Origin of the sequence: Colwellia sp. MB3u-41, from assembly GCF_014076845.1 — a bacterium.
In the GTDB taxonomy this organism is placed as follows: Bacteria; Pseudomonadota; Gammaproteobacteria; order Enterobacterales; family Alteromonadaceae; genus Colwellia_A.
In genome coordinates, this window is sequence record NZ_JACGUT010000075.1 from 1 (window position 1) to 19,776 (window position 19,776).

Here is a 19,776-nt window from a genome sequence, read left to right on the forward strand (position 1 = left end):
TGAAGTTTTTTCTGCATATAAGAAATATACAGAATGTAAAAAACAATGTTGGCGGAGTGGACGGGACTCGAACCCGCGACCCCCGGCGTGACAGGCCGGTATTCTAACCAACTGAACTACCACTCCGCTGTATTGTTTTCTTTAAGTTTACTACTGTAAGTAGACAGGACTCAAAACCCGCGATAACAACTGAACCACAACTGGGTTATATTGCCACCTAAATTTTTATACGGAACTTTAACCGTTAAACAATGTTGGCGGAGTGGACGGGACTCGAACCCGCGACCCCCGGCGTGACAGGCCGGTATTCTAACCAACTGAACTACCACTCCGCTATATTGCTTACTTTGAGATTAACTGCCGTGCCATAAAGACTAAGCATACGGGACTCAAACCGCCTTACTATTTTTGATACTTATTAATAAAAGATGTCACGCCTTTTAAAAATAATACAATCAAAATATAACTTAAAACAATGTTGGCGGAGTGGACGGGACTCGAACCCGCGACCCCCGGCGTGACAGGCCGGTATTCTAACCAACTGAACTACCACTCCGCTATATTGTTTTTAAACGTTTAGTAAAACTAGGTGCTTAACCTTGATTAGTTGGCGGAGTGGACGGGACTCGAACCCGCGACCCCCGGCGTGACAGGCCGGTATTCTAACCAACTGAACTACCACTCCGCTGCATAATCACTGCATTCGTCAACAAGTCGTTGAATGCGGCGGAGATAATACGGTTAAGATGGAGAGCAGTCAACCACTTTTTTAATATAATTAACCGTATGCACGTTTGATGAACAATACGCGGGAATTACATTCAAAAACCACTGTATTTATTTAACTATCCACCGTTATTTCTGCTTTTTACGACGAGATACAAAATAAAATAACAACGCAATTAAGACAATTCCTACGTTTGCAACGCCAATTATTATATAAGTTTGCTGTTCTTTTTCTTTTGCTGCCATTTTTTGCGCTTTTTTTGCATCGGCTAATTCAATCGCTAATATTTTTGCATTCTCTTCTGCCTGTTTAATGTTGTCGGTGATAACACCGTCAACGTTTTTTAAGCTAACGGAGGTAACTTCACCATTAATATCGAGCGTTGGCATTAACAAACCACTCTTACTTTCTGCATTAAACGTAAACTCAGGCAACACCAAACGAAATTCACGTCCATTAATAGTTTTACCAAAAACATTCACCGCTATACGGTGAACACCCGATTCTGTATAAGCAATTTGATAAAGACGAGAGGTGCCTTTACCATCCGTTAGAGAAAACGGATCGACTTGGCGGTCAGGAAAAGTAACTTTCCCTTGAAACAACACACTGTCAGGGTCAACAAAAGTTGGGTCAATCGTAAAGGTAACGTTATGTGACTTCCCTACTTCACCGGCGGTGTCGACAGATATTTTAATGGGGATCTTTTGTAATATAATCGGTTTTTGTCGTAATTCTCTTGTTGCCATCGGCATTTCAACATAATAGATGGGTAGCCATTCACCGGGAGCAAAATCAAGTTCAAATTCCCCAGTAAACACACCATCATTAGCATATTCATCTAAGTCACGACCGTCATCACGAAATTGGGCTATTTTAATGGGCTCAGCGCCAAAATTATCAAACGCCGAATTATTGGTACTAAAAAAATCGACATTTAAATTAAGTACATCACGAAATAAGGGGTCATCAATAGCCAGTTCGCCATTATAAAGATGTCCTTCAACTTTCAACGTTTCCCCTGAAAGTATCACTTCAGGTAAAGGGTCAACTTTAATGGTGACCTCAGTAACGACCATAATATGACTACCCGGTAAAATATCGCCAATAGCTTGCCAAGGACCCGGCATAGGATTTTTAATCGTTATTAAATCAAAGGTACGATCGTCAAACCAAGTGATCTTATCTTTAGGTAAATTATTAATTTTAATTTTTGTACCGTCAGGTCGCACAAGAATAATCGGTGGCGAACCACTTCGTCGATAAAAAAGAAGTGTTACTTCCTCAAGCAACGCATCTATTTTAAAACGATTGTCAAAATAAGGGATTTGATTAGTAATGTTATCTGATTTGTAATAATCCACCTTAGTTTGTTGTCCGTTACTTTTTACAGACATGAAAATACAAATGATGGATATGAATATGAAAAGTTTATTTTGACCTATTTGGGCCATATCGGCTCACTCCCTTTATTAGCAACTACCGCTAATCTTTCATCATGCTTAATGAGTTCATCGGCAGAAGCTTGAATAACCTTTAATTTTGTTCTCTGTGAAGATAAACGCCGAATAGCATTACTATCCTCACCCGATTCACTCCCTGCTGATAAATTTAAGACAGACTGCTTACGCGTCATCTCTATATAAACAAAAGCTAAAAGCTGAGCATCAACTAATGCTCCGTGATAGGTGCGGTCAACTAATTTATCAACACGATAAAAACGCGCTAAATAATCAAGTGTTTTCGGTGAGCCAAATTCATCTTTAGAGACATGTAAAGTATCTATGACCGTACACATGTCGCGTGTATTAGGAATATTACGCTTAAGTAAAGAAAATTCATTATCCATAAAACCAATATCGAATTTAGCATTATGAATAACAAGACGAGCACCTTTAATAAATTCAATAAACTCATCAGCAACTTGCGTAAACAAAGGTTTATCACGAAGAAAATCATTGGTTAGCCCGTGAATATTAATAACTTCCTGTTCCATTTCAAACAAGGGGTTAATATAAACATGAAAGCTGCGACCAGTTAACTGACGGTTGATCATTTCAACACAGCCTACCTCAACAATTCGGTGCCCTTCCCTAGGGTTAATACCAGTGGTTTCGGTATCAAGAATGATTAATCGTTCATCGGGTTGTACGTCTTGTGCAATACTCATGGTAATTTAATAACCTTTTTTTTCTTTTCGGGAAGTGGCTCAGGAAATTCAGCGACATTAATCATAAATTTTTTACTACTATTTAATATGATTATAAGTCCTCCAACAATAATAGCTTGAGTAATTAACCAGGTTAGCGACAATAAATGCCAATAAAAGAAAGCTACTAAGCAGATAATCAAATCAAACAGTAAGGCTAGAGTGAGAATACCTTTAACGTGCAACCAAGAACACTTAACCCAGTTTTTCGCTTTAGGTCTACGTAAGCTCAATACAATAACAATAAAGATCCCTAAAGCACCAGAGCCTAAACTTAAGTAAAATAATGACGTCTCGGGGTATATCCATTGGATAATACCCACACGGTCTTTCATATTGGTTACCGACATCAACCAAACGACATAACCGCGTAGAATAAAAATCAAAGAGAGATACACCCACTTCGATATTTTTAAACAATCAAAATGGTCAAAATCTTGTACCGAATAAGCAGAGTAATTATGTCTATTCATTAATACTTTGACCGAGACTTTTTCGTTTGCTCTATCCTTAAATATTCTTGACCTGAGGTGATAGCCTTGACCGCTCTAGATCTAAATTCACGGTCATATAATGTAAAGACAACAAATAAACTGGCGAAAATAAATAAAATGGGATGAAAAAACCAACACATCGCTGCAATAGAAAAATAATAAGAGCGCAAACCATAATTATAGGAGTGTGCCGCTTGATCTTGAACAATCGCCATTTCTTTGGCATAGGCACGTAGGTTGTCATCCATACCCGACGTATCATAAGGCGCAGCGCCAATCATGACATTTAAAAAGCCATACTGACGCATCGACCAGGTAAATTGGAAAAATGACATAATAAAGATAAAAGCTAAAACACCTAATTTTAATTGAATCGCCGCATGGTTTGGAAAGTCAGCAAATGGAATTGAGCCTATAACCGCTTCTAATCGTTCAACTTGTGCAAATAAGGTTAACACCCCCGCCAAAACAAGTAAGGTCGTTGAGGCAAAGAAAGCAATATTTCGCTCTAAGTTCGCTAGCAGTGCTGCGTCCCCAACACGAATATCACGAGTCATTAACTCATTCATCCAATGAATTCTATGTTGATGTAAACATCGAGCGATGCAATTAGTCTTTTTTGCTTTTATACGAGCGAACCAAGTGTAACCAATCCAACAGGTTACGAAGCATAGAAAAGCAAAAATATCGAGTAGAGTAAATGGCATAATAGTTAGAATATAAATAACGGTATTGCTATTATGCAGCAGAATTTTTATAGATTCGAGCTAAATTTACGTGCAGTTAACTATACAAAAGATGTTAGCAAAAACCATTAATCTTATTCATTACCCCAGTTATCGTAATTCCTTTGACACAAAGTGTAACTTTCTTCACCATCGCCGATAAATCTATAGTCTATAGTTTACGTTCAAAATTGCGAAATAAGCTAAAGGCAAACACTTTCACTTTGGAGTACCAATGTTTACTGTCAAATTCAGCCATATTTTGACTATTTCCGCTTTACTATTCTCTTTTCCTTTTAAAGCTGATGCACAACAGCCAAGTGAGATCCCACGCATTTCAGGAAAAATAACGATAGATGCTAAATTGGATGAAGAACAATGGCGTCATGCAAAAAAAATATTAATCAATAATATCACGCGTCCTTTCGACAATATTCCCAGTCATATACATACAGAAGCACTACTGATGGAAGATGGTGGTACATTTTATATTGCCTTTATTGCTAAAGACCCTGACCCAAGCCAAATTAGAGCGTTTTACCGTGATAGAGATAAATCATGGGGTGATGATATTGTCGGTATAAAAATTGATACTTATAACGACCAACGTTCAGCTTATCGTTTTTTAGTTAACCCATTGGGTTCGCAAATAGACGGTATTGAAAATGAAATAACAAAAAATGAAAGTGACTCATGGGATGGCATTTGGGACAGTGCCGGAAAAATTAATGACAAGGGCTACATTGTAGAGATGGCTTTGCCCCTTCGAATGCTCAACTTTACTGAGAAATCATCGCTTCAAGATTGGGGCATTGAATTAATGCGCTTTTACCCCAGAAACGAATTTTTTCGTTTATCCAATATCAGACTCGAGCGAGATAATGATTGTGAATTATGTCAGCTTCATACCGTTGAAGGTTTTACTGGCGCAAAACAAGGGGATAATTTAACGGTCATACCATCATTAGTCACCGGCATTAATGAAGACAGAGATGACAATGACGATTGGCAGCGCGAAAACAATACTGAGGCGAGCTTAGATATTCGTTGGGGCATAACCCCTGACTGGTTGTTAAATGCCACCATCAACCCAGATTTCTCAACAGTTGAAACTGACAATGCTCAGTTAAACATTAATAACAATTTTGCACTTTTCACCCAAGAAAAAAGACCCTTCTTTTTAGATAATGCTGATTACTTTGACTCTAATTATAATTTGATTTATACACGAAATATTAATGCACCTAACTATGGTGCAAAATTAACAGGTCGAGAAAACAATCATTCCTTTGGTTTATTTATTACCGATGACGACAGTACCAACATTTTGATCCCAGGTAACCGAGGGTCTTCTATTGCAAGTATTGACGGAGAATCAAAGGCCAGTGCATTTCGCTATCGCTATAGCTTCAATGAAGATATTACCATGGGAACAGTAAGCACCATACGTACCGCTGAAGATTACCAGAATATTGTTCACAGTGTAGGGACGCGTATAAGAGTTTCAACGGCTGATGTATTTGAGTTTCAAACACTTTATTCAACAACTGAATACCCGGACGATTTATTTGAACAGTTTTGTAATGCTGATGATTCAGATGACTCAAGCGAGTCAAACAATTGCCATGCACCACCAGAAAACATTGACTGCGGCTATGGCCATTGTGATTACAATGAGCAAGTTTTACGAACCTTAAAAAAAGATAAGTTTAGCGGTAATGCCTTTAAAACCAGTTATTCTCACAATGACCAAGATTGGTATTACCGAGTGAAATACGATAAACAAAATGCAGGTTTTCGTGGTGATTTAGGTTTTATTCCTAATGTTGACTACAACCGCTTCTCTGTTGGCGGTGACCGAAAATGGTACGCAAAACCAGGGAATTGGTGGACAAAATTTAAAATATATTCTGATTGGGATATCATTCACAATGACAACAACGAGTTAATAGAAAAAGAATTTGATATCAATGCTCAACTCAATGCAACGATGAACTCATACTTCCGATTTTCCTATTCAAACCGTGACTTAGTGGGTTTAAGAGAAGATAAAAGTATTTTAGCGATTGATGGCAACACCACGCTATTTACAGAAAATCAATTTTCGCTTTTTGGGGAATTTAAGCCAGTGCTAGGTTTGTATGTTAACAGTAACTTTAAATACGGCGACGCAATTGATTATAGAAACAATCGTCTTGGCCGAACCAAGCAGTGGAGATCAAAAGTAAGTTGGAACGTTGATAAGCATTTAGAATTAAATATCAAACATACGTTTAACCAACTAAATGCTGAAGGTGCTAATGTTTTTAATGCACGATTAACTGACTTTAGAGCGACTTATCAATTTGATGTCTTAAGTTTTATACGTTTCAGTTTTATTTATAATAATACCAACAGAAATATTAATAATTATACTTACACTGACCCTGAAGACATCACGGAAAGTCGAAAAAACGTCTCTACTGAATTGTTGTACGCATACAAACTGAACCCACAAACAGTATTTTATTTAGGCTACGCTGATAGACATTATACAGAAGAAAGTTTTGGCGACTTAAATCAGAATAAACGTAATTTATTTATGAAATTTAGCTATGCTTGGATAAAGTAATATAAACCAAAAATAAATTATCTAATTTAACGTAAAGTCGCCTTCTGGCGACTTTTTTTGTTAACTGTTCATTAAACTAAAGTAACTAATGATTGTTTTAATGGGGATTTTTTGACACAATTTGCCCAGAATGACTATATAAAAATAATAAAAAATATTTCTGGAGAAAAAATGTTGTTGTTAAGAAGTAGCTACAAAGCCGTTGTAGCTAGTGTATTCTTACTGTTTTCACAAAATAGTTTTGCTGAACAAAACACCAAAGAACAGAGTACAAAAGAACAAACAATCAATAAAATCGCTCATTTATCGATACCTCATGCTAAAAAAGAAGTCATTATTGATGGCGAAATCAGCGATGAAGAATGGTCACAAGCATTATCTATTGAGCTAAATATTGTTAACGACCCTTGGAATAACAAGCCCAGCCCAGTAAAAACAACCGCAAAAATTTTTGAAGATGGTGACACCATCTATATCTCTTTTGTTGCCCAAGATCCCAACCCAGAAGAAATTATTGCCTATTTAGGTGACCGAGATACCCGACTTGAAGACGATGTTGTGGGTATAAAACTCGATACCTATAATAACAGACGCTTAAGTTATGAATTATTTGTCAACCCTTACGGCGCACAAATTGACAGAATAAAGAATGAACTAACCGGAGATGTAAATTCAGCCTGGGATGGCATGTGGCAATCGTTTGGCAAACGAACACCTACAGGCTATCAAGTAGAGATGGCTGTGCCCTACCACACGCTAAACTTTGCCGACACCGGTGAAGAAAAAACATGGGCCATTGAATTTATTCGTCTCTACCCTCGAGATTCTCGACTGCGTATATCTCATATTCCGCTTGACCGAGACAACGATTGTTGGTTGTGCCAAATTCCAGAGGCAAAAGGCTTCAAGGATGCAAAAACCGGTAATAACGTTATGATCACACCCGCTGTCGTAGCAAGTAAAAATGATACCCGTGATATTTACGACGCACAAGATGAATGGCATAGCGATAACGACACCGAAGCTGGGGTAGATTTACGCTGGGGTATTAATGCTAATACTCTGTTAAACGTAACAGTAAACCCTGATTTTTCTACCGTTGAGTCTGATGTTGGTCAACTTAGCGTCAATAAAACCTATTCTTTATTTTATCAAGAAGCTCGCCCTTTCTTTGTTGAAAACTCAGATTATTTTTCTTCAAATTTCAATTTAGTTTATACCCGTAATATTGCTGACCCTGATTATGGTGCAAAACTAACGGGCACTAATGATAATCACACCTATGGTGCATTTATCAGTCATGACACTGAAACTAATTTTATTGTGCCAGGTAATACGGGTTCAAGTTTAAAATCGTTAAATGAAGAAAGTCACTCGGGTGCTTTTAAATACCGTTACGACTTTTCAGAAGACTTCTCTTTAGGTGCAATAAGTACACTGCGAAAGTCAGATAATTATCAAAATACGGTTGCGGGTATCAATACTAAATATAGGATGGATGATTCAAACGCTGTTCTTGCACAAGTTGTTCATTCAAACAGTGATGATTCAATAAAACAGTCTGATGATCTCTCTGATCAAGCGATGAAAGTAAGTTTTGAACATGACTCTGAATATTGGTCGGTAAATGCTGAGCATCAACAAATAGGTAAAGATTTTCGTGCCGATTTAGGTTTTATGACAAAAGCTGATTATCAAGATGAAAGAGTCTTAGTTGACCGATACTTTTATGGTGATGCTGATAGCCTTTGGCAAGATGCAAAATTGTCGGGACAATGGCAAATTAAACACAATGAGAATGGTGAATTGCTAGAAAAAAGCCTAGCCTCAAGTTTTACTATTTATGGTCCTAAACTTTCAGCATTCGATATTATGTTTACCTATGCTGATAAAATAGGGTTACGAAAAAATGAATTAGATAATGCTATTGATGGTAATACCGACCGTTTCACCGAAAAGCTTGTCACTATGTTTGGTTATATAAAACCAACACGATACTTATATGGTGAACTCGGTTTCTCTTTTGGTGAAAGAATAGATTACCAAAATAACCGTCTAGCCGACTATAGAGAGTTTTATGCCAATACTCGTCTTAACCCGACGAGTCATTTGGAAGTCGACTTTTCATATACCTATGAAACCCTCGATGCTGACGGTGGTAAAGTCTATGATGCCAGTTTAGTTGAGCTAAGAGTCTCGTATCAATTTGACGTAAACAGCTACCTTAAATTAAATGTTGTCTACTCAGATGTTGATCAAAACCTTGCTAATAATGTTTCTGCTTATTCTAGAATCAATAGCGACTTATCAACACAGTTAATTTATAGCTATAAGCTCAATCCACAAACGGTATTTTTCTTAGGGTACTCTGATAACAGTTATCAAGATGATGATTTAACTGACTTAGGACGTGGCGAACGTACTTTGTTTACAAAAGTTAGCTACGCCTGGATGCCTTAGACGTTTTAATAATGGGATAAGACTCAGTTAGATACTCGATTATCCAACTGAGTTTCACCCAGGAACGTTTGTCGACGCCCTCCTATAAGTTTGTAAAAACTAAAAATGTTTTTGCTAACCTTTCATTAAAAACGCTATAACGTTGAAAAGTTGCTCAAAAAGCTTTTAGCCCTTTATCTTCCGTCAGCCATATTTTGCAATAATAACAAGCGTTGCTGTTCCTGCTTAGAAGGTTGATAAGGTCTATGGCTTAAACTAGCAACTGCAAAATCTTTTATTACATACTCTTTAAGTAAACTATCTCCATATTTTGCTGGTGTACCCGGCGCAGGCGACATTAACTCAATAGAAAAAGTAGATAAGTAAAAGGGCGCTTTCCGCCCTTGCAATACTGATTGGTGAGCTTTTAAATAAAGACTCGTATTGCCTTTATCGAGTTTTTCTTTACTCACCATGTGTGCAATGGGTTGGTCATTAGCATCAAATAAATTTGCTCGTATTCGATAAAGCCCCTGCTCTCTGGTTTTTAGGTGAGCTTTTAACACCATATCAGCCTCGTCATGAAAGGCTGAATCAAAACTTTCTAATGTGGCAACAGAGTCAACATATTTAAGCGCCAGCGTAATATTGATGTTCTTACCGTTAATGTGTGCTCTTATTGATGCTTGCAATTGGCTAGGAAGATTCCTTTGGCCTTTAAATTTGGTCTGCCAGTTTGCTTCACTCTGTTCAAATTTACGGGTCAATAATAATTCACCGGTTTCAATATCAACAAGCTGAAGCTCCGCATAAGTAATATTTTCTCCCGTTAGCGTCGCAAAAACAGCTTCAGGATAAGTGTAACGATACTTTGATAGTGCAGCAGACACCTTGGTACCATCGTCGTCAACGAGCATCGATTGAGGGTTAAAAAAGTTAGGGTTCAAACGATCAAAATCTTTATCTGTTAACGGTTGAGAGTATGGTGGAAAGACTAATTCGCCAGCATACGCTTTAGCAACTAAAAGAGCAGAGTCATTTGAAGTAATTTTTTTGGGCTTACCCGTCACTGAAACAGGCTGAACCACTTTTTTTTGTGGTGGGTTTATTGTTTTTATGGTGGTTTTTTTTGTTAACCTTTCGTTAGCTGTCGATAATTGTTTAGGTGCGATTGATGGCCAAAAAAGCCAAACAACTATTGCAGTAATGCTAATAGCCACCATTTTCTTTAAAAAGGAATGTTTTTTCATCACTCGTTTATTTTCCTGCTTAGGTGCTATTGATTTTTCTCAGTTAATTTAGAAAAATCAACAGCCCTTTCTCTATTATTTAATTAGGAATCGCGTCATAAATTAGCGTTGACATACTGTCATCATTTGAGTTTTGTACGTAAAGGTAATTACTTTTCCAAAGCCACCAACCCTTAGTTTTCGTGTAAGTATCAAAATGGATACTTTCTCCTGACAACATATTATTCTGGTTACTTGCTGCCGTCACTTTCCCTTCCTGACTTGGCTCAAGTAATGAACCATGGCTATAAGCTTCTCCCATAAGCATTGGATAATGGTATGGCATAAAACCTGAAACAGCATTGCCTTGATTTTCAATTTTACCGTTAAACGCGACGCTGCCACTACAGCTGCCATATCTTCCTTGGCGATTACCGCCGCACGATGAATGCGTACCAACAACGCCATCATCATGACCTTGAATAAAGGGGCTAGTAACGCCTAAATATTCACTTGCATCGCCAACAAAACGTAGACGAGGGATCCTCGCATCCGGTAACGGTGCAAGTTGCCTCGCATTATTGACTTTTAAATCATTGAGCACACCCATTTCATCGCCAAGATCTCCGCCAAGCCATGCTTCTAATGCCGCTTCGATTATAAAAGACCAGCTTTCTGTTGCTTGTGCAACACTTACCGCTAGATCCGCAAGCTCACTGCCACCACCAGCGCCAGCAATATCGAATGTTGCCACGATATTTAGAGGTGCTAAACCCGCATTTTCCAACCAAGTTTCTTGGTTATCTATAATATACCGCGCAACTAAATCGCCGGTAGAGTGAGTCACAAAGATACAACCTGGGGAGCAGAAGTTACTTTCAGAAAATGACTTTAACTTTGGCCAAACATAGTCCGTTGCTATTTTCCCCTCTATTCGCTCGTAAGAAGGCCAATCAATACGAGCATCGCTGAGGTTATCCCAATAACCTTGCCAATATTGTTGACCACTCTCGGTAACATCTCCATCAACGATAAGTTGTTGTGGTTGAAACCCATGGATAAGCACTATTTTATATTCCTTACTATATGATGCTGATGAGCTGAGTGCTAAGTAGACACCTGCAACAGCTGTTATACTTTTGATTGTATTCATTATTTCCCCAATATCTTTTATAATTATTTTGTTACGTCTTATTTTTATAGTTGAACGTTAACTGATCGGACGTTCGACCAGTTAAAAATATAATAGAGGAGTGACTATTTATTATCCAATCACCTTTTATTTATAATGGTGATAATCAAAATAAATCAAAACTATAATCTTATTACTTATACTGTTAAAGCAATCTTAATAGTCATTTTTCTTTTTATAAGATAAAGAAAATAAACAAATTTGTCTTTAATGAGATGATAATCAGATCAATATAAAACCTAATTAAACTAAATAAGCATTTATATATTCTTTTTTGGTATATAAGTTAACAAAATATCACTTCTTTTATTTCTATAAAGCGCTAACCTTGTCCTGTTAAAGTAAATAAAGCTTACTCAAGGATATAAGATGACCACAATATTTGAAGATAACTCAACCTCTATTGGCAATACGCCCCTCGTAAGACTAAACCGTGTCACTAAAGGTAATGTTTTTGCTAAAATAGAATCAAGAAATCCTAGTGCGAGTATTAAGTGTCGCATTGGCGCAAATATGATCTGGGATGCCGAGAAAAAAGGATTATTAACCCCCGGTAAAGAAATTGTTGAGCCTACCAGTGGTAACACTGGCATAGCACTTGCTTTTGTGGCCGCTGCTCGTGGCTACGCCATCACATTAACTATGCCACATACCATGAGTTTAGAGCGTAGAAAATTATTAGCCGCTTTAGGGGCAAAGCTTGAATTGACTGATGGTGCTAAAGGCATGAATGGTGCTATTGCTAAAGCTCAAGCAATTAAAGACTCAGATCCTGAGAAGTACGTTTTATTGGGGCAATTCGAAAACCCTGCTAACCCAGAAATTCACGAAAAAACAACGGGTCCAGAAATCTGGGAAGCGACAGACGGTAACATCGACATATTTGTTGCTGGTGTTGGCACCGGTGGCACAATTACGGGTGTTAGTCGTTACATTAAAAATACCGCAGGAAAAAACATCATGTCTGTTGCGGTAGAGCCAACTGACTCTCCTGTTATTAGTCAAAAAATGGCCGGTGAAGAACTAACGCCAGGACCACACAAGATTCAAGGAATCGGTGCAGGTTTTATCCCAGGAAACCTAGACTTAAGCATGATTGATGCTGTTGAAAAAGTAACGAATGACGAAGCAATGGCAATGTGTCACCGCCTGATGAAAGAAGAAGGTATTCTTGCGGGTATCTCTTCTGGTGCTGGCGTTGTTGCTGCGAAACGTTTAGCTGAAAAACCAGAAAACGAAGGAAAAAATATTGTTGTTATTTTAGCAAGCTCTGCAGAGCGTTACCTGTCAAGCGCACTTTTTAGCGATGAATTCACTGATAAAGAACTTTTACAATAGCGTTAAAATTTAACGATAAAAAAAGACGCTTAGGCGTCTTTTTTTAAATGATTTTTATTTCAGATTTTGTTAATAAAATCAGCAATGCTAGGATGAATTAACTCACTGTGACTTACCGGCCCCATGTGTCCTGTTGGAAAGCTTTTATGCATCACATTAGGTAAACTAGCCGTAATTTTATTTGCCAATAATAAGCTTAATTCTGGGCTTTTTTCACCTGTCATCATTAGCGATTTGCATGTAATACGGTTTAGGGCTTTTAATGAGTATTTTTCTGAGGTTAATCCTTTAAAGTCTAAGCTTACTTTAGGCATATCTCTTGCCATTAAATCTTGCATCTTTTGTGGTAAAGCCCTAAAAAATCCAGCTTTGTTCCAAAAATTAGTAAATATCTCTGCCGCTTGATAAGCGTCGCCAATAGCAACCTTACGAGCAAAGTTATCAGCTAACAATCTAGCTTCACTTCCTTGTTCTAGTAAATGAAAAGCGACCGGCTCATATAAAGATAGGCTCAATATTTTTTCTGGATTTTCAACAGCCAATTTTAACGCAATAGCGCCTCCGCAAGAATGGCCAACTAAATGAAAGGATTGATTTGGAGCGACACTCGCCAGAATTTTTTCAATACGATCAATTTCAATATCAAAATTATAATGTAGTTCATCTGCAACTTTATCTGCCTTCCCGTAACCGAGAATATCGATGTTAATCACTAAATAGTTAACATCAAGTAGCTTAACCAAAGGCTGCCATTGTCTGGCTGAACTTAGCGAACTGTGAAGAAGTACAACAGGTGTTCCCTGCCCTGAAATATAGACGCCTGTCGGCAAGTTATTTATCGTCATTACTGCTATTTTCTTTGGAATAATAAAGCATTATCAGCCTAATCTGACAAATGTCAAAATAAAGTGACGATTCGCCCTCCTCACTAAGACTTCAATATGCACGGCTATAAATGTTTACAAAGTAAATCAATAAATGTTAACAATTTTGCTGACATTAAATTATTTAATGTGATAAAAAAAGGTCAACTCAAAATTTCACTGTTACTAATGAAACTCAGTTTTCAAAAAATAGTGTGATAAAACAATTAAAATAAAAAGAGTCTTCATGGATATAAATCTTCAAGGTAAAAGCGCATTAGTCTGTGGTTCAAGTCAAGGTATTGGCAAGGCTTGTGCTATAGAGCTTGCTAATCTAGGCGCAAATGTCACGCTATTTTCACGTAATCAAACAGCACTTGAACACGTAAAAGCTGAACTCAATACTGAACAGGGTCAAAAGCATCAAGTGTTAGTGGCTGACTTCTCGAACACAGAACAAGTCAAAGAAGTGATTAATGATCATGTAAACTCTTTAGGTGGTTATGAAATATTAATCAATAATACCGGAGGCCCTGCACCTGGGCCCGCGAATGTAGCCGGTGTTGATGAATTTATTAACGCCTTTAATTTACACTTGGTATCGAACCATCATTTAGTGCAAGCGCTTATCCCTCACATGAAAGAAAAGCAATATGGCCGTATCATCAATGTTATTTCAACCTCAGTTAAACAACCCCTTAATGGCTTAGGTGTTTCTAATACGATTCGTGGCGCCGTTGCAAGTTGGGCAAAAACCTTAGCGAACGAATTAGGCGAGTTTGGTATTACCGTTAATAACGTATTACCCGGTGCAACAGCAACCGCACGTTTAGACGCGATAATTTCGGGTAAAGCGAAGAAGCAAAATATTTCTATCGAACAAGCCACACTTAATGAGAAAGCAATAATTCCTATGCGCCGTTTTGCTAAGCCAGAAGAGTTTGCAGCGGCCGCTGCTTTTCTAGCCTCTCCTGCAGCAGGTTACATCACCGGTATTAATTTACCCGTTGATGGCGGTAGAACCGCTTGTTTATAAACGTCCTTTAAATAAACAGTCTAGAGGAATAAACAATGACGGCTGCAAATAATATCATTGATAATTTCATTGATGGCGAATATCAAGCGCCCATCAATAATCATTATTTAGATAATTATGAACCTGCAACAGGCTTGGTGTATGGCAAAATTCCCAGCAGTGATAGTGAGGATGTTGAACAAGCCATTGCCGCAGCTGAACGAGCACTTCCTGCCTGGCGCGCGTTAGATTTAGAACAACGTGCCGACTACTTAATGGCTATTGCACAAGAGATTGAAAATCAACTTGAACTACTAGCGCTTGCTGAGGCGACGGACAATGGCAAACCGGTTGCTTTAGCGAGAATGGTTGATATTCCACGTGCGGCAAGTAATTTTAAATTCTTTGCTCATGCCTGCTCACAATTTTCAAGTGAATCTCATGCACTTGCTAACACAGCAATTAATTACACCTTGCGCCAACCGGTGGGTATTGTCGGCTGTATTTCTCCTTGGAATTTACCGCTGTATTTATTTACTTGGAAAATAGCACCCGCACTTGCAGCAGGTAATTGTGTCATTGCCAAACCCTCTGAAATCACCCCAAAAACGGCAGCAATGCTCGGCGCTATTTGTCAAAAAGTTGGTTTGCCTAAAGGTGTTTTAAATATATTACATGGAACAGGTACAAGTGTTGGCGCTGCAATATGTAACCATCCAAAAGTGAACGCTATTTCATTTACGGGCGGCTCTGCAACAGGTGCGGCAATAGCGACACAGCTTGCACCAAAATTTAAAAAGCTATCTTTAGAGCTCGGTGGGAAAAATCCGGCATTAATTTTTGATGACTGTCATTTTGAAAATACCATTGAAGAAGTTTTCCGCGCCAGCTTTGCCAACCAAGGTCAAATTTGCTTATGTGCTTCACGCCTATATATTCAGCGCGGCATATATGAAAAATTCAAAGCGGCATTAGTCGCAAAAGCACAAACGCTTGTGCCACAAGACCCTTTGGTTAATGAAACAAAAATGGGCGCGATTGTCTCCAAAGACCATTTAGAAAAAGTACTCGGCTATATTGATTTAGCAAAACAAGAAGGGGGTACTATTTTAGCGGGCGGTAAGCAAGTGCTATTACCTGGTCGCTGTAAACAAGGTTATTTTTTACAACCGACTATCATCGAAGGCTTAAGTAATGATGCGAGGTGCAACCAGCAAGAAATTTTTGGTCCTGTTATTACCTTACAACTGTTTGATACTGACGAACAAGCACTGGCACTTGCCAACGAAAGCCAATATGGCTTAGCAGCGACTATTTGGACGCAAAACATTAATAGAGCACATCAACTCGCTGAACAAATAAATACCGGTATTGTGTGGATAAATTGTTGGTTACTGCGTGATTTACGAACACCTTTTGGTGGTATGAATCATTCAGGTGTTGGCCGAGAAGGTGGTTTAGAAGCCATGCGATTTTTTACTGAACCCAAAAATGTATGCATAAAATACTCATAGGCTCAAATTAAATAAATACCGGTATTGTGTGGATCAATTGTTGGTTACTGCGTGATTTACGAACGCCTTTTGGTGGTATGAATCATTCAGGTGTTGGCCGAGAAGGTGGTTTAGAAGCCATGCGATATTTTACTGAACCCAAAAATGTATGTATAAAATACTCATAGGCTCAAACGAAACAATGAACCAAATTTGTCATAAATTTAAATCTTCAGGTGCAATATTTGCCAGCGTATTAGGCTGCAAATGGACGCTTATTTAACCGGCTTTCTTATGGAGTACGTTAGTTTTTTTTCGAGAATTTCGAAATCCCCTACTCAGTCGTACTCAAGTCTACATGCAATTGAAATAAATGAAGAACAAAGGTCTTTGATTGATTTTTGTCTACACTTATAACCATAAAAATATATTAATTACATCAGGATCCCTTATGAGCGATGTTAAAATTAAAGCGTCTTTTAACCCAAAAATAATCAACGCAGAACAAGCGCCAAAACCGGTAGGCTTATACCCTCACGCACGACAAGTCGGCGACTTACTCTTTCTTTCCGGTGTTGGCCCAAGAAAAGCGGGTTGCAAAGATATCCCAGGGGTTGTACTTGACGAGCAAGGAAAAATTAAAAGTTACGATATTGAAGCGCAGTGCCATAGTGTTTTCACCAACATTCGACTAATTCTTGAAGCGTCAAATGCAAGCTGGATGGATGTGGTTGATGTCACGGTATTTTTAACCAATATGGATGACGACTTCGCTACCTATAATCGTATTTACGCAGAATACTTTGCTGATAATCAACCTTGTCGCACCACGGTTGAAATTAACAAATTACCGACGCCCATAGCCATTGAACTTAAATGTATCGCTGCGTTGAATCAACATAAAAAGCCTCATACTAAAACGACGGGGGAATAGTCATGTCAACGTTGAAAAATAGCATCGCCATGCCCTTTAATTTACATGCTTGGATTGATGAGCATCGACATTTACTCAAACCTCCTGTTTGTAATAAACAAATTTTTGAACAGGACAACTTTATTGTCATGATCGTCGGCGGTCCTAATAATCGTAACGATTATCACTATAACGAAACCCCTGAATTGTTTTATCAAATCGAAGGCGAAATGGTGCTTTCAGTTATTAATGATTCGGTTGAAAACAATGATCATCATGATCCCAAAAATTTTCAGGATATAAAAATTAACGCTGGTGAGATATTCTTACTGCCACCAAAAATGTTGCATTCCCCACAACGCTTTGAAAACAGCGTAGGTTTGGTGGTTGAACAAAAGCGAGCAAATAATCAAAAAGATGCACTTTATTGGTTTTGTCCTGACTGCAAAAAGCAACTCTACACAGAAGCTTTTTGTCTCGACAATATAGAAACAGACTTACCTAAAGTATTCACCCGTTTTTATGACACACCTGACAATTGCACTTGTCAGCAATGTGGCACAACAGTGACGAAGGGGTAAGTTATGTTAAAGATAGATATTCACACGCATATATTACCGAAGACCTGGCCTAATTTACGTGAAAAATACGGTTACGGGGGGTTTGTCAGTTTAGATCATCATAAATGTGGCTGTGCTCGCATGATGGTTGATGAACAGTTTTTTCGTGAAATAGACCATAATTGTTGGGACCCTAAAGTTCGACTTGACGACTGTAAAAAGCACCATGTAGACGTACAAGTGCTTTCAACGGTTCCTGTGATGTTTAACTACTGGGCAAAGCCTAAAGATACATTAGATTTATCGATGTATTTGAATGATCACATTGCCGGCATTGTTAACGACCACCCTAAGCGTTTTATCGGTTTAGGGACTTTACCCATGCAATCACCAGACCTTGCCATAAAAGAGCTGGAACGTTGCATGAAAATTGGTTTAGCGGGCATTCAAATTGGTTCTCATATTAATGAATGGAATTTAGACCAAAAAGAGTTATTCCCTATTTTTGAAGCCGCACAAGACTTAGGTGCAGCTGTTTTCGTTCATCCATGGGACATGATGGCGAAGGAAAAAATGCCTAAATATTGGTTACCCTGGCTCGTTGGTATGCCTGCAGAGTCAAGCTTAGCGATATGCTCGATGATCTTTGGCGGCGTACTACAACGTTTACCTAAACTAAAAATAGCCTTTGCGCATGGCGGTGGTTCATTTCCATCAACTATTGGTCGTATAGAACATGGTTTTAATGTTCGTCCTGATTTATGTGCGGTTGACTGTTCTATTAACCCACGAGATTTTCTTCCGCAAATTTATCTAGATTCATTAGTACATGATGAATTAGCACTGAAATATTTAGTCGATTTGATGGGGCCAGACAATATTGCCTTGGGTACTGATTACCCCTTTCCATTGGGTGAATTAGCACCTGGAAAGCTTATCGAGAATAGTCAGTTTTCTGATGATATTAAAGAAAAGTTACTGCATGGTTCAGCGCTTAAATGGTTAGGGTTATCCAAAGAGCAGTTCTTATGAGCTTGAATAACACTAAAGCTAACGTTAGCAGTAACGCGATAAAAATAACCATAGAGCTTCAACGTGCTAGTTATCAAGTCAATATAGCAAACTCATGGGCATTGGCTATTCCTGTTAACTTTAATCAACCAACGCAACAGCCCAATCACTTTTATGCCAATGCAGCGTTAGCCACCCCAATGCAAGTAGATGGTTTTATTGGTGATACCAAACAAGGTGGCAGCTGTAATGTAAATGAATTAACGATTAATCCGCATTGTAATGGCACTCATACCGAATCTATCGCACATATTTGTGATTTTTCGATGAACACTCATGCTGTCAGTAACCGTATCAATAATGAAACGCAGGTAAAGACATTAGCAGAACTTAACTTACCCGCGTTAATGCCCTGCGCTGTAATATCATTAACACCTGAATTAGCGATAGAAAGTAAGGAGAATTACAGCCCTGACTTTTCTAAGCATGATGTCATCATCAGCAAATCTGCACTTAAGAAAGCACTTGTTGATTATCACAATGAGCAATTACAAGCGTTGGTTATTCGAAGTTTGCCAAATAACAGTAGCAAAAAAAAACAAGCTTATAACAGTGAAAATCAACCTGCATTTTTCAGTCGTGAAGCCATCTCATATTTAAATGAACGAGGTATTGAACACCTAATAGTAGATCTGCCATCAATTGACCGCTTACATGATGAGGGATTAATGACTTGTCATCATCTATTTTGGCACGTTGAGGAAGGTAGTCAGCAAGTAAACGAAAATAGCTTAGTGAATAAAACAATTACCGAAATGGCGTTTATTGATAATGAGATCCCTGATGACTTTTATTTTATCAATATTCAAACACCTGCTTTTCATAATGATGCAGCACCAAGTCGCCCTGTCCTATTTTCAGCAAAAGAATTTAATGCTAAAGAAATGAGTAAATAAC

At 38.2% G+C, this 19,776-nt stretch carries 17 protein-coding genes and 4 tRNA genes; 10 read left to right on the forward strand and 11 right to left on the reverse strand.

Features of this window, described 5'->3' with window-relative positions:
- Nucleotides 1–49: 49 nt before the first annotated feature.
- From H4J73_RS08135 to H4J73_RS08170, 8 genes are all read right to left on the reverse strand, one after another.
- Nucleotides 50–126: transfer RNA gene (locus tag H4J73_RS08135), tRNA-Asp, on the reverse strand.
- 129 nt (nucleotides 127–255) lie between these two features.
- Nucleotides 256–332 (reverse strand) — tRNA-Asp (locus tag H4J73_RS08140).
- Nucleotides 333–479: 147 nt separating this feature from the next.
- Nucleotides 480–556: transfer RNA gene (locus H4J73_RS08145), tRNA-Asp, on the reverse strand.
- Nucleotides 557–608: 52 nt separating this feature from the next.
- Nucleotides 609–685: transfer RNA gene (locus H4J73_RS08150), tRNA-Asp, on the reverse strand.
- Between the two features lie 170 nt (nucleotides 686–855).
- Entirely contained in the window at nucleotides 856–2,124 is a 1,269-nt protein-coding gene (locus H4J73_RS08155) for a TIGR03503 family protein (RefSeq protein WP_182181588.1), read from the reverse strand.
- Nucleotides 2,125–2,168: 44 nt separating this feature from the next.
- Nucleotides 2,169–2,897 carry a DNA polymerase III subunit epsilon gene (gene dnaQ / locus H4J73_RS08160; protein ID WP_182181587.1) on the reverse strand — a complete coding sequence of 243 codons (729 nt, stop codon included), beginning with the start codon at nucleotides 2,895–2,897 and terminating at the stop codon, nucleotides 2,169–2,171.
- Nucleotides 2,894–3,409 carry a DUF2919 family protein gene (locus H4J73_RS08165; protein WP_182181586.1) on the reverse strand — a complete coding sequence of 172 codons (516 nt, stop codon included), beginning with the start codon at nucleotides 3,407–3,409 and terminating at the stop codon, nucleotides 2,894–2,896. The genes dnaQ and H4J73_RS08165 overlap by 4 nt, the downstream gene beginning before the upstream one ends.
- Nucleotides 3,409–4,137 carry a DUF599 domain-containing protein gene (locus tag H4J73_RS08170; RefSeq protein ID WP_182181585.1) on the reverse strand — a complete coding sequence of 243 codons (729 nt, stop codon included), beginning with the start codon at nucleotides 4,135–4,137 and terminating at the stop codon, nucleotides 3,409–3,411. The genes H4J73_RS08165 and H4J73_RS08170 overlap by 1 nt, the downstream gene beginning before the upstream one ends.
- 253 nt (nucleotides 4,138–4,390) lie before the next feature.
- Between H4J73_RS08170 and H4J73_RS08175 the strand changes: the two genes are divergently transcribed.
- Together H4J73_RS08175 and H4J73_RS08180 are read left to right on the forward strand one after the other, a co-directional pair.
- Complete coding sequence (locus H4J73_RS08175) at nucleotides 4,391–6,766, forward strand: carbohydrate binding family 9 domain-containing protein (RefSeq protein WP_182181584.1); 2,376 nt, start codon at nucleotides 4,391–4,393, stop codon at nucleotides 6,764–6,766.
- A gap of 111 nt (nucleotides 6,767–6,877) precedes the next feature.
- On the forward strand, nucleotides 6,878–9,226 hold the full coding sequence (locus tag H4J73_RS08180; RefSeq protein ID WP_182181583.1) for a carbohydrate binding family 9 domain-containing protein: 2,349 nt from the start codon (nucleotides 6,878–6,880) through the stop codon (nucleotides 9,224–9,226).
- 173 nt (nucleotides 9,227–9,399) lie between these two features.
- Here the strand turns inward: H4J73_RS08180 and H4J73_RS08185 are convergent, their stop codons facing one another.
- Together H4J73_RS08185 and H4J73_RS08190 are read right to left on the reverse strand one after the other, a co-directional pair.
- Nucleotides 9,400–10,455: a hypothetical protein gene (locus H4J73_RS08185; RefSeq protein ID WP_182181582.1), complete on the reverse strand. Its 1,056-nt coding sequence runs from the start codon at nucleotides 10,453–10,455 to the stop codon at nucleotides 9,400–9,402.
- Nucleotides 10,456–10,534: 79 nt separating this feature from the next.
- On the reverse strand, nucleotides 10,535–11,587 hold the full coding sequence (locus H4J73_RS08190; RefSeq protein ID WP_182181581.1) for a hypothetical protein: 1,053 nt from the start codon (nucleotides 11,585–11,587) through the stop codon (nucleotides 10,535–10,537).
- Nucleotides 11,588–11,995: 408 nt separating this feature from the next.
- Between H4J73_RS08190 and cysK the strand changes: the two genes are divergently transcribed.
- A complete protein-coding gene (gene cysK, locus H4J73_RS08195) occupies nucleotides 11,996–12,964 on the forward strand; it encodes a cysteine synthase A (RefSeq protein ID WP_182223205.1) in 969 nt (322 codons plus the stop codon).
- Between the two features lie 59 nt (nucleotides 12,965–13,023).
- On the opposite strand, the gene H4J73_RS08200 is transcribed toward cysK, so the two are convergent.
- Nucleotides 13,024–13,809, reverse strand: a complete 786-nt coding sequence (locus H4J73_RS08200; protein WP_182181579.1) for an alpha/beta fold hydrolase — start codon at nucleotides 13,807–13,809, stop codon at nucleotides 13,024–13,026.
- A gap of 265 nt (nucleotides 13,810–14,074) precedes the next feature.
- On the opposite strand from H4J73_RS08200, the gene H4J73_RS08205 reads away from it, so the two are divergent.
- The 7 genes from H4J73_RS08205 to H4J73_RS08235 all read left to right on the forward strand — a co-directional run bounded on the left by H4J73_RS08205 (nucleotide 14,075) and on the right by H4J73_RS08235 (nucleotide 19,775).
- Nucleotides 14,075–14,863, forward strand: coding sequence for an SDR family oxidoreductase (locus H4J73_RS08205; protein WP_182181578.1), 789 nt, complete (start codon nucleotides 14,075–14,077; stop codon nucleotides 14,861–14,863).
- 35 nt (nucleotides 14,864–14,898) lie between these two features.
- Nucleotides 14,899–16,356 (forward strand): aldehyde dehydrogenase, encoded by a 1,458-nt coding sequence (locus tag H4J73_RS08210; protein ID WP_182181577.1) that lies wholly within the window; start codon nucleotides 14,899–14,901, stop codon nucleotides 16,354–16,356.
- A gap of 23 nt (nucleotides 16,357–16,379) precedes the next feature.
- The gene (locus H4J73_RS20975) at nucleotides 16,380–16,523 is read left to right on the forward strand and encodes an aldehyde dehydrogenase family protein (RefSeq protein WP_404851958.1); all 144 of its coding nucleotides are present in this window, start codon (nucleotides 16,380–16,382) and stop codon (nucleotides 16,521–16,523) included.
- Nucleotides 16,524–16,786: 263 nt separating this feature from the next.
- The gene (locus tag H4J73_RS08220) at nucleotides 16,787–17,269 is read left to right on the forward strand and encodes a RidA family protein (RefSeq protein WP_182181576.1); all 483 of its coding nucleotides are present in this window, start codon (nucleotides 16,787–16,789) and stop codon (nucleotides 17,267–17,269) included.
- A 2-nt stretch (nucleotides 17,270–17,271) separates the two neighbouring features.
- Nucleotides 17,272–17,829, forward strand: coding sequence for a 3-hydroxyanthranilate 3,4-dioxygenase (locus H4J73_RS08225; protein ID WP_220460108.1), 558 nt, complete (start codon nucleotides 17,272–17,274; stop codon nucleotides 17,827–17,829).
- 3 nt (nucleotides 17,830–17,832) lie between these two features.
- On the forward strand, nucleotides 17,833–18,840 hold the full coding sequence (locus H4J73_RS08230) for an amidohydrolase family protein (RefSeq protein WP_182181575.1): 1,008 nt from the start codon (nucleotides 17,833–17,835) through the stop codon (nucleotides 18,838–18,840).
- Nucleotides 18,837–19,775, forward strand: coding sequence for a cyclase family protein (locus H4J73_RS08235; protein ID WP_182181574.1), 939 nt, complete (start codon nucleotides 18,837–18,839; stop codon nucleotides 19,773–19,775). Before H4J73_RS08230 ends, H4J73_RS08235 begins: the two co-directional genes overlap by 4 nt.
- Nucleotide 19,776: the final 1 nt, after the last annotated feature.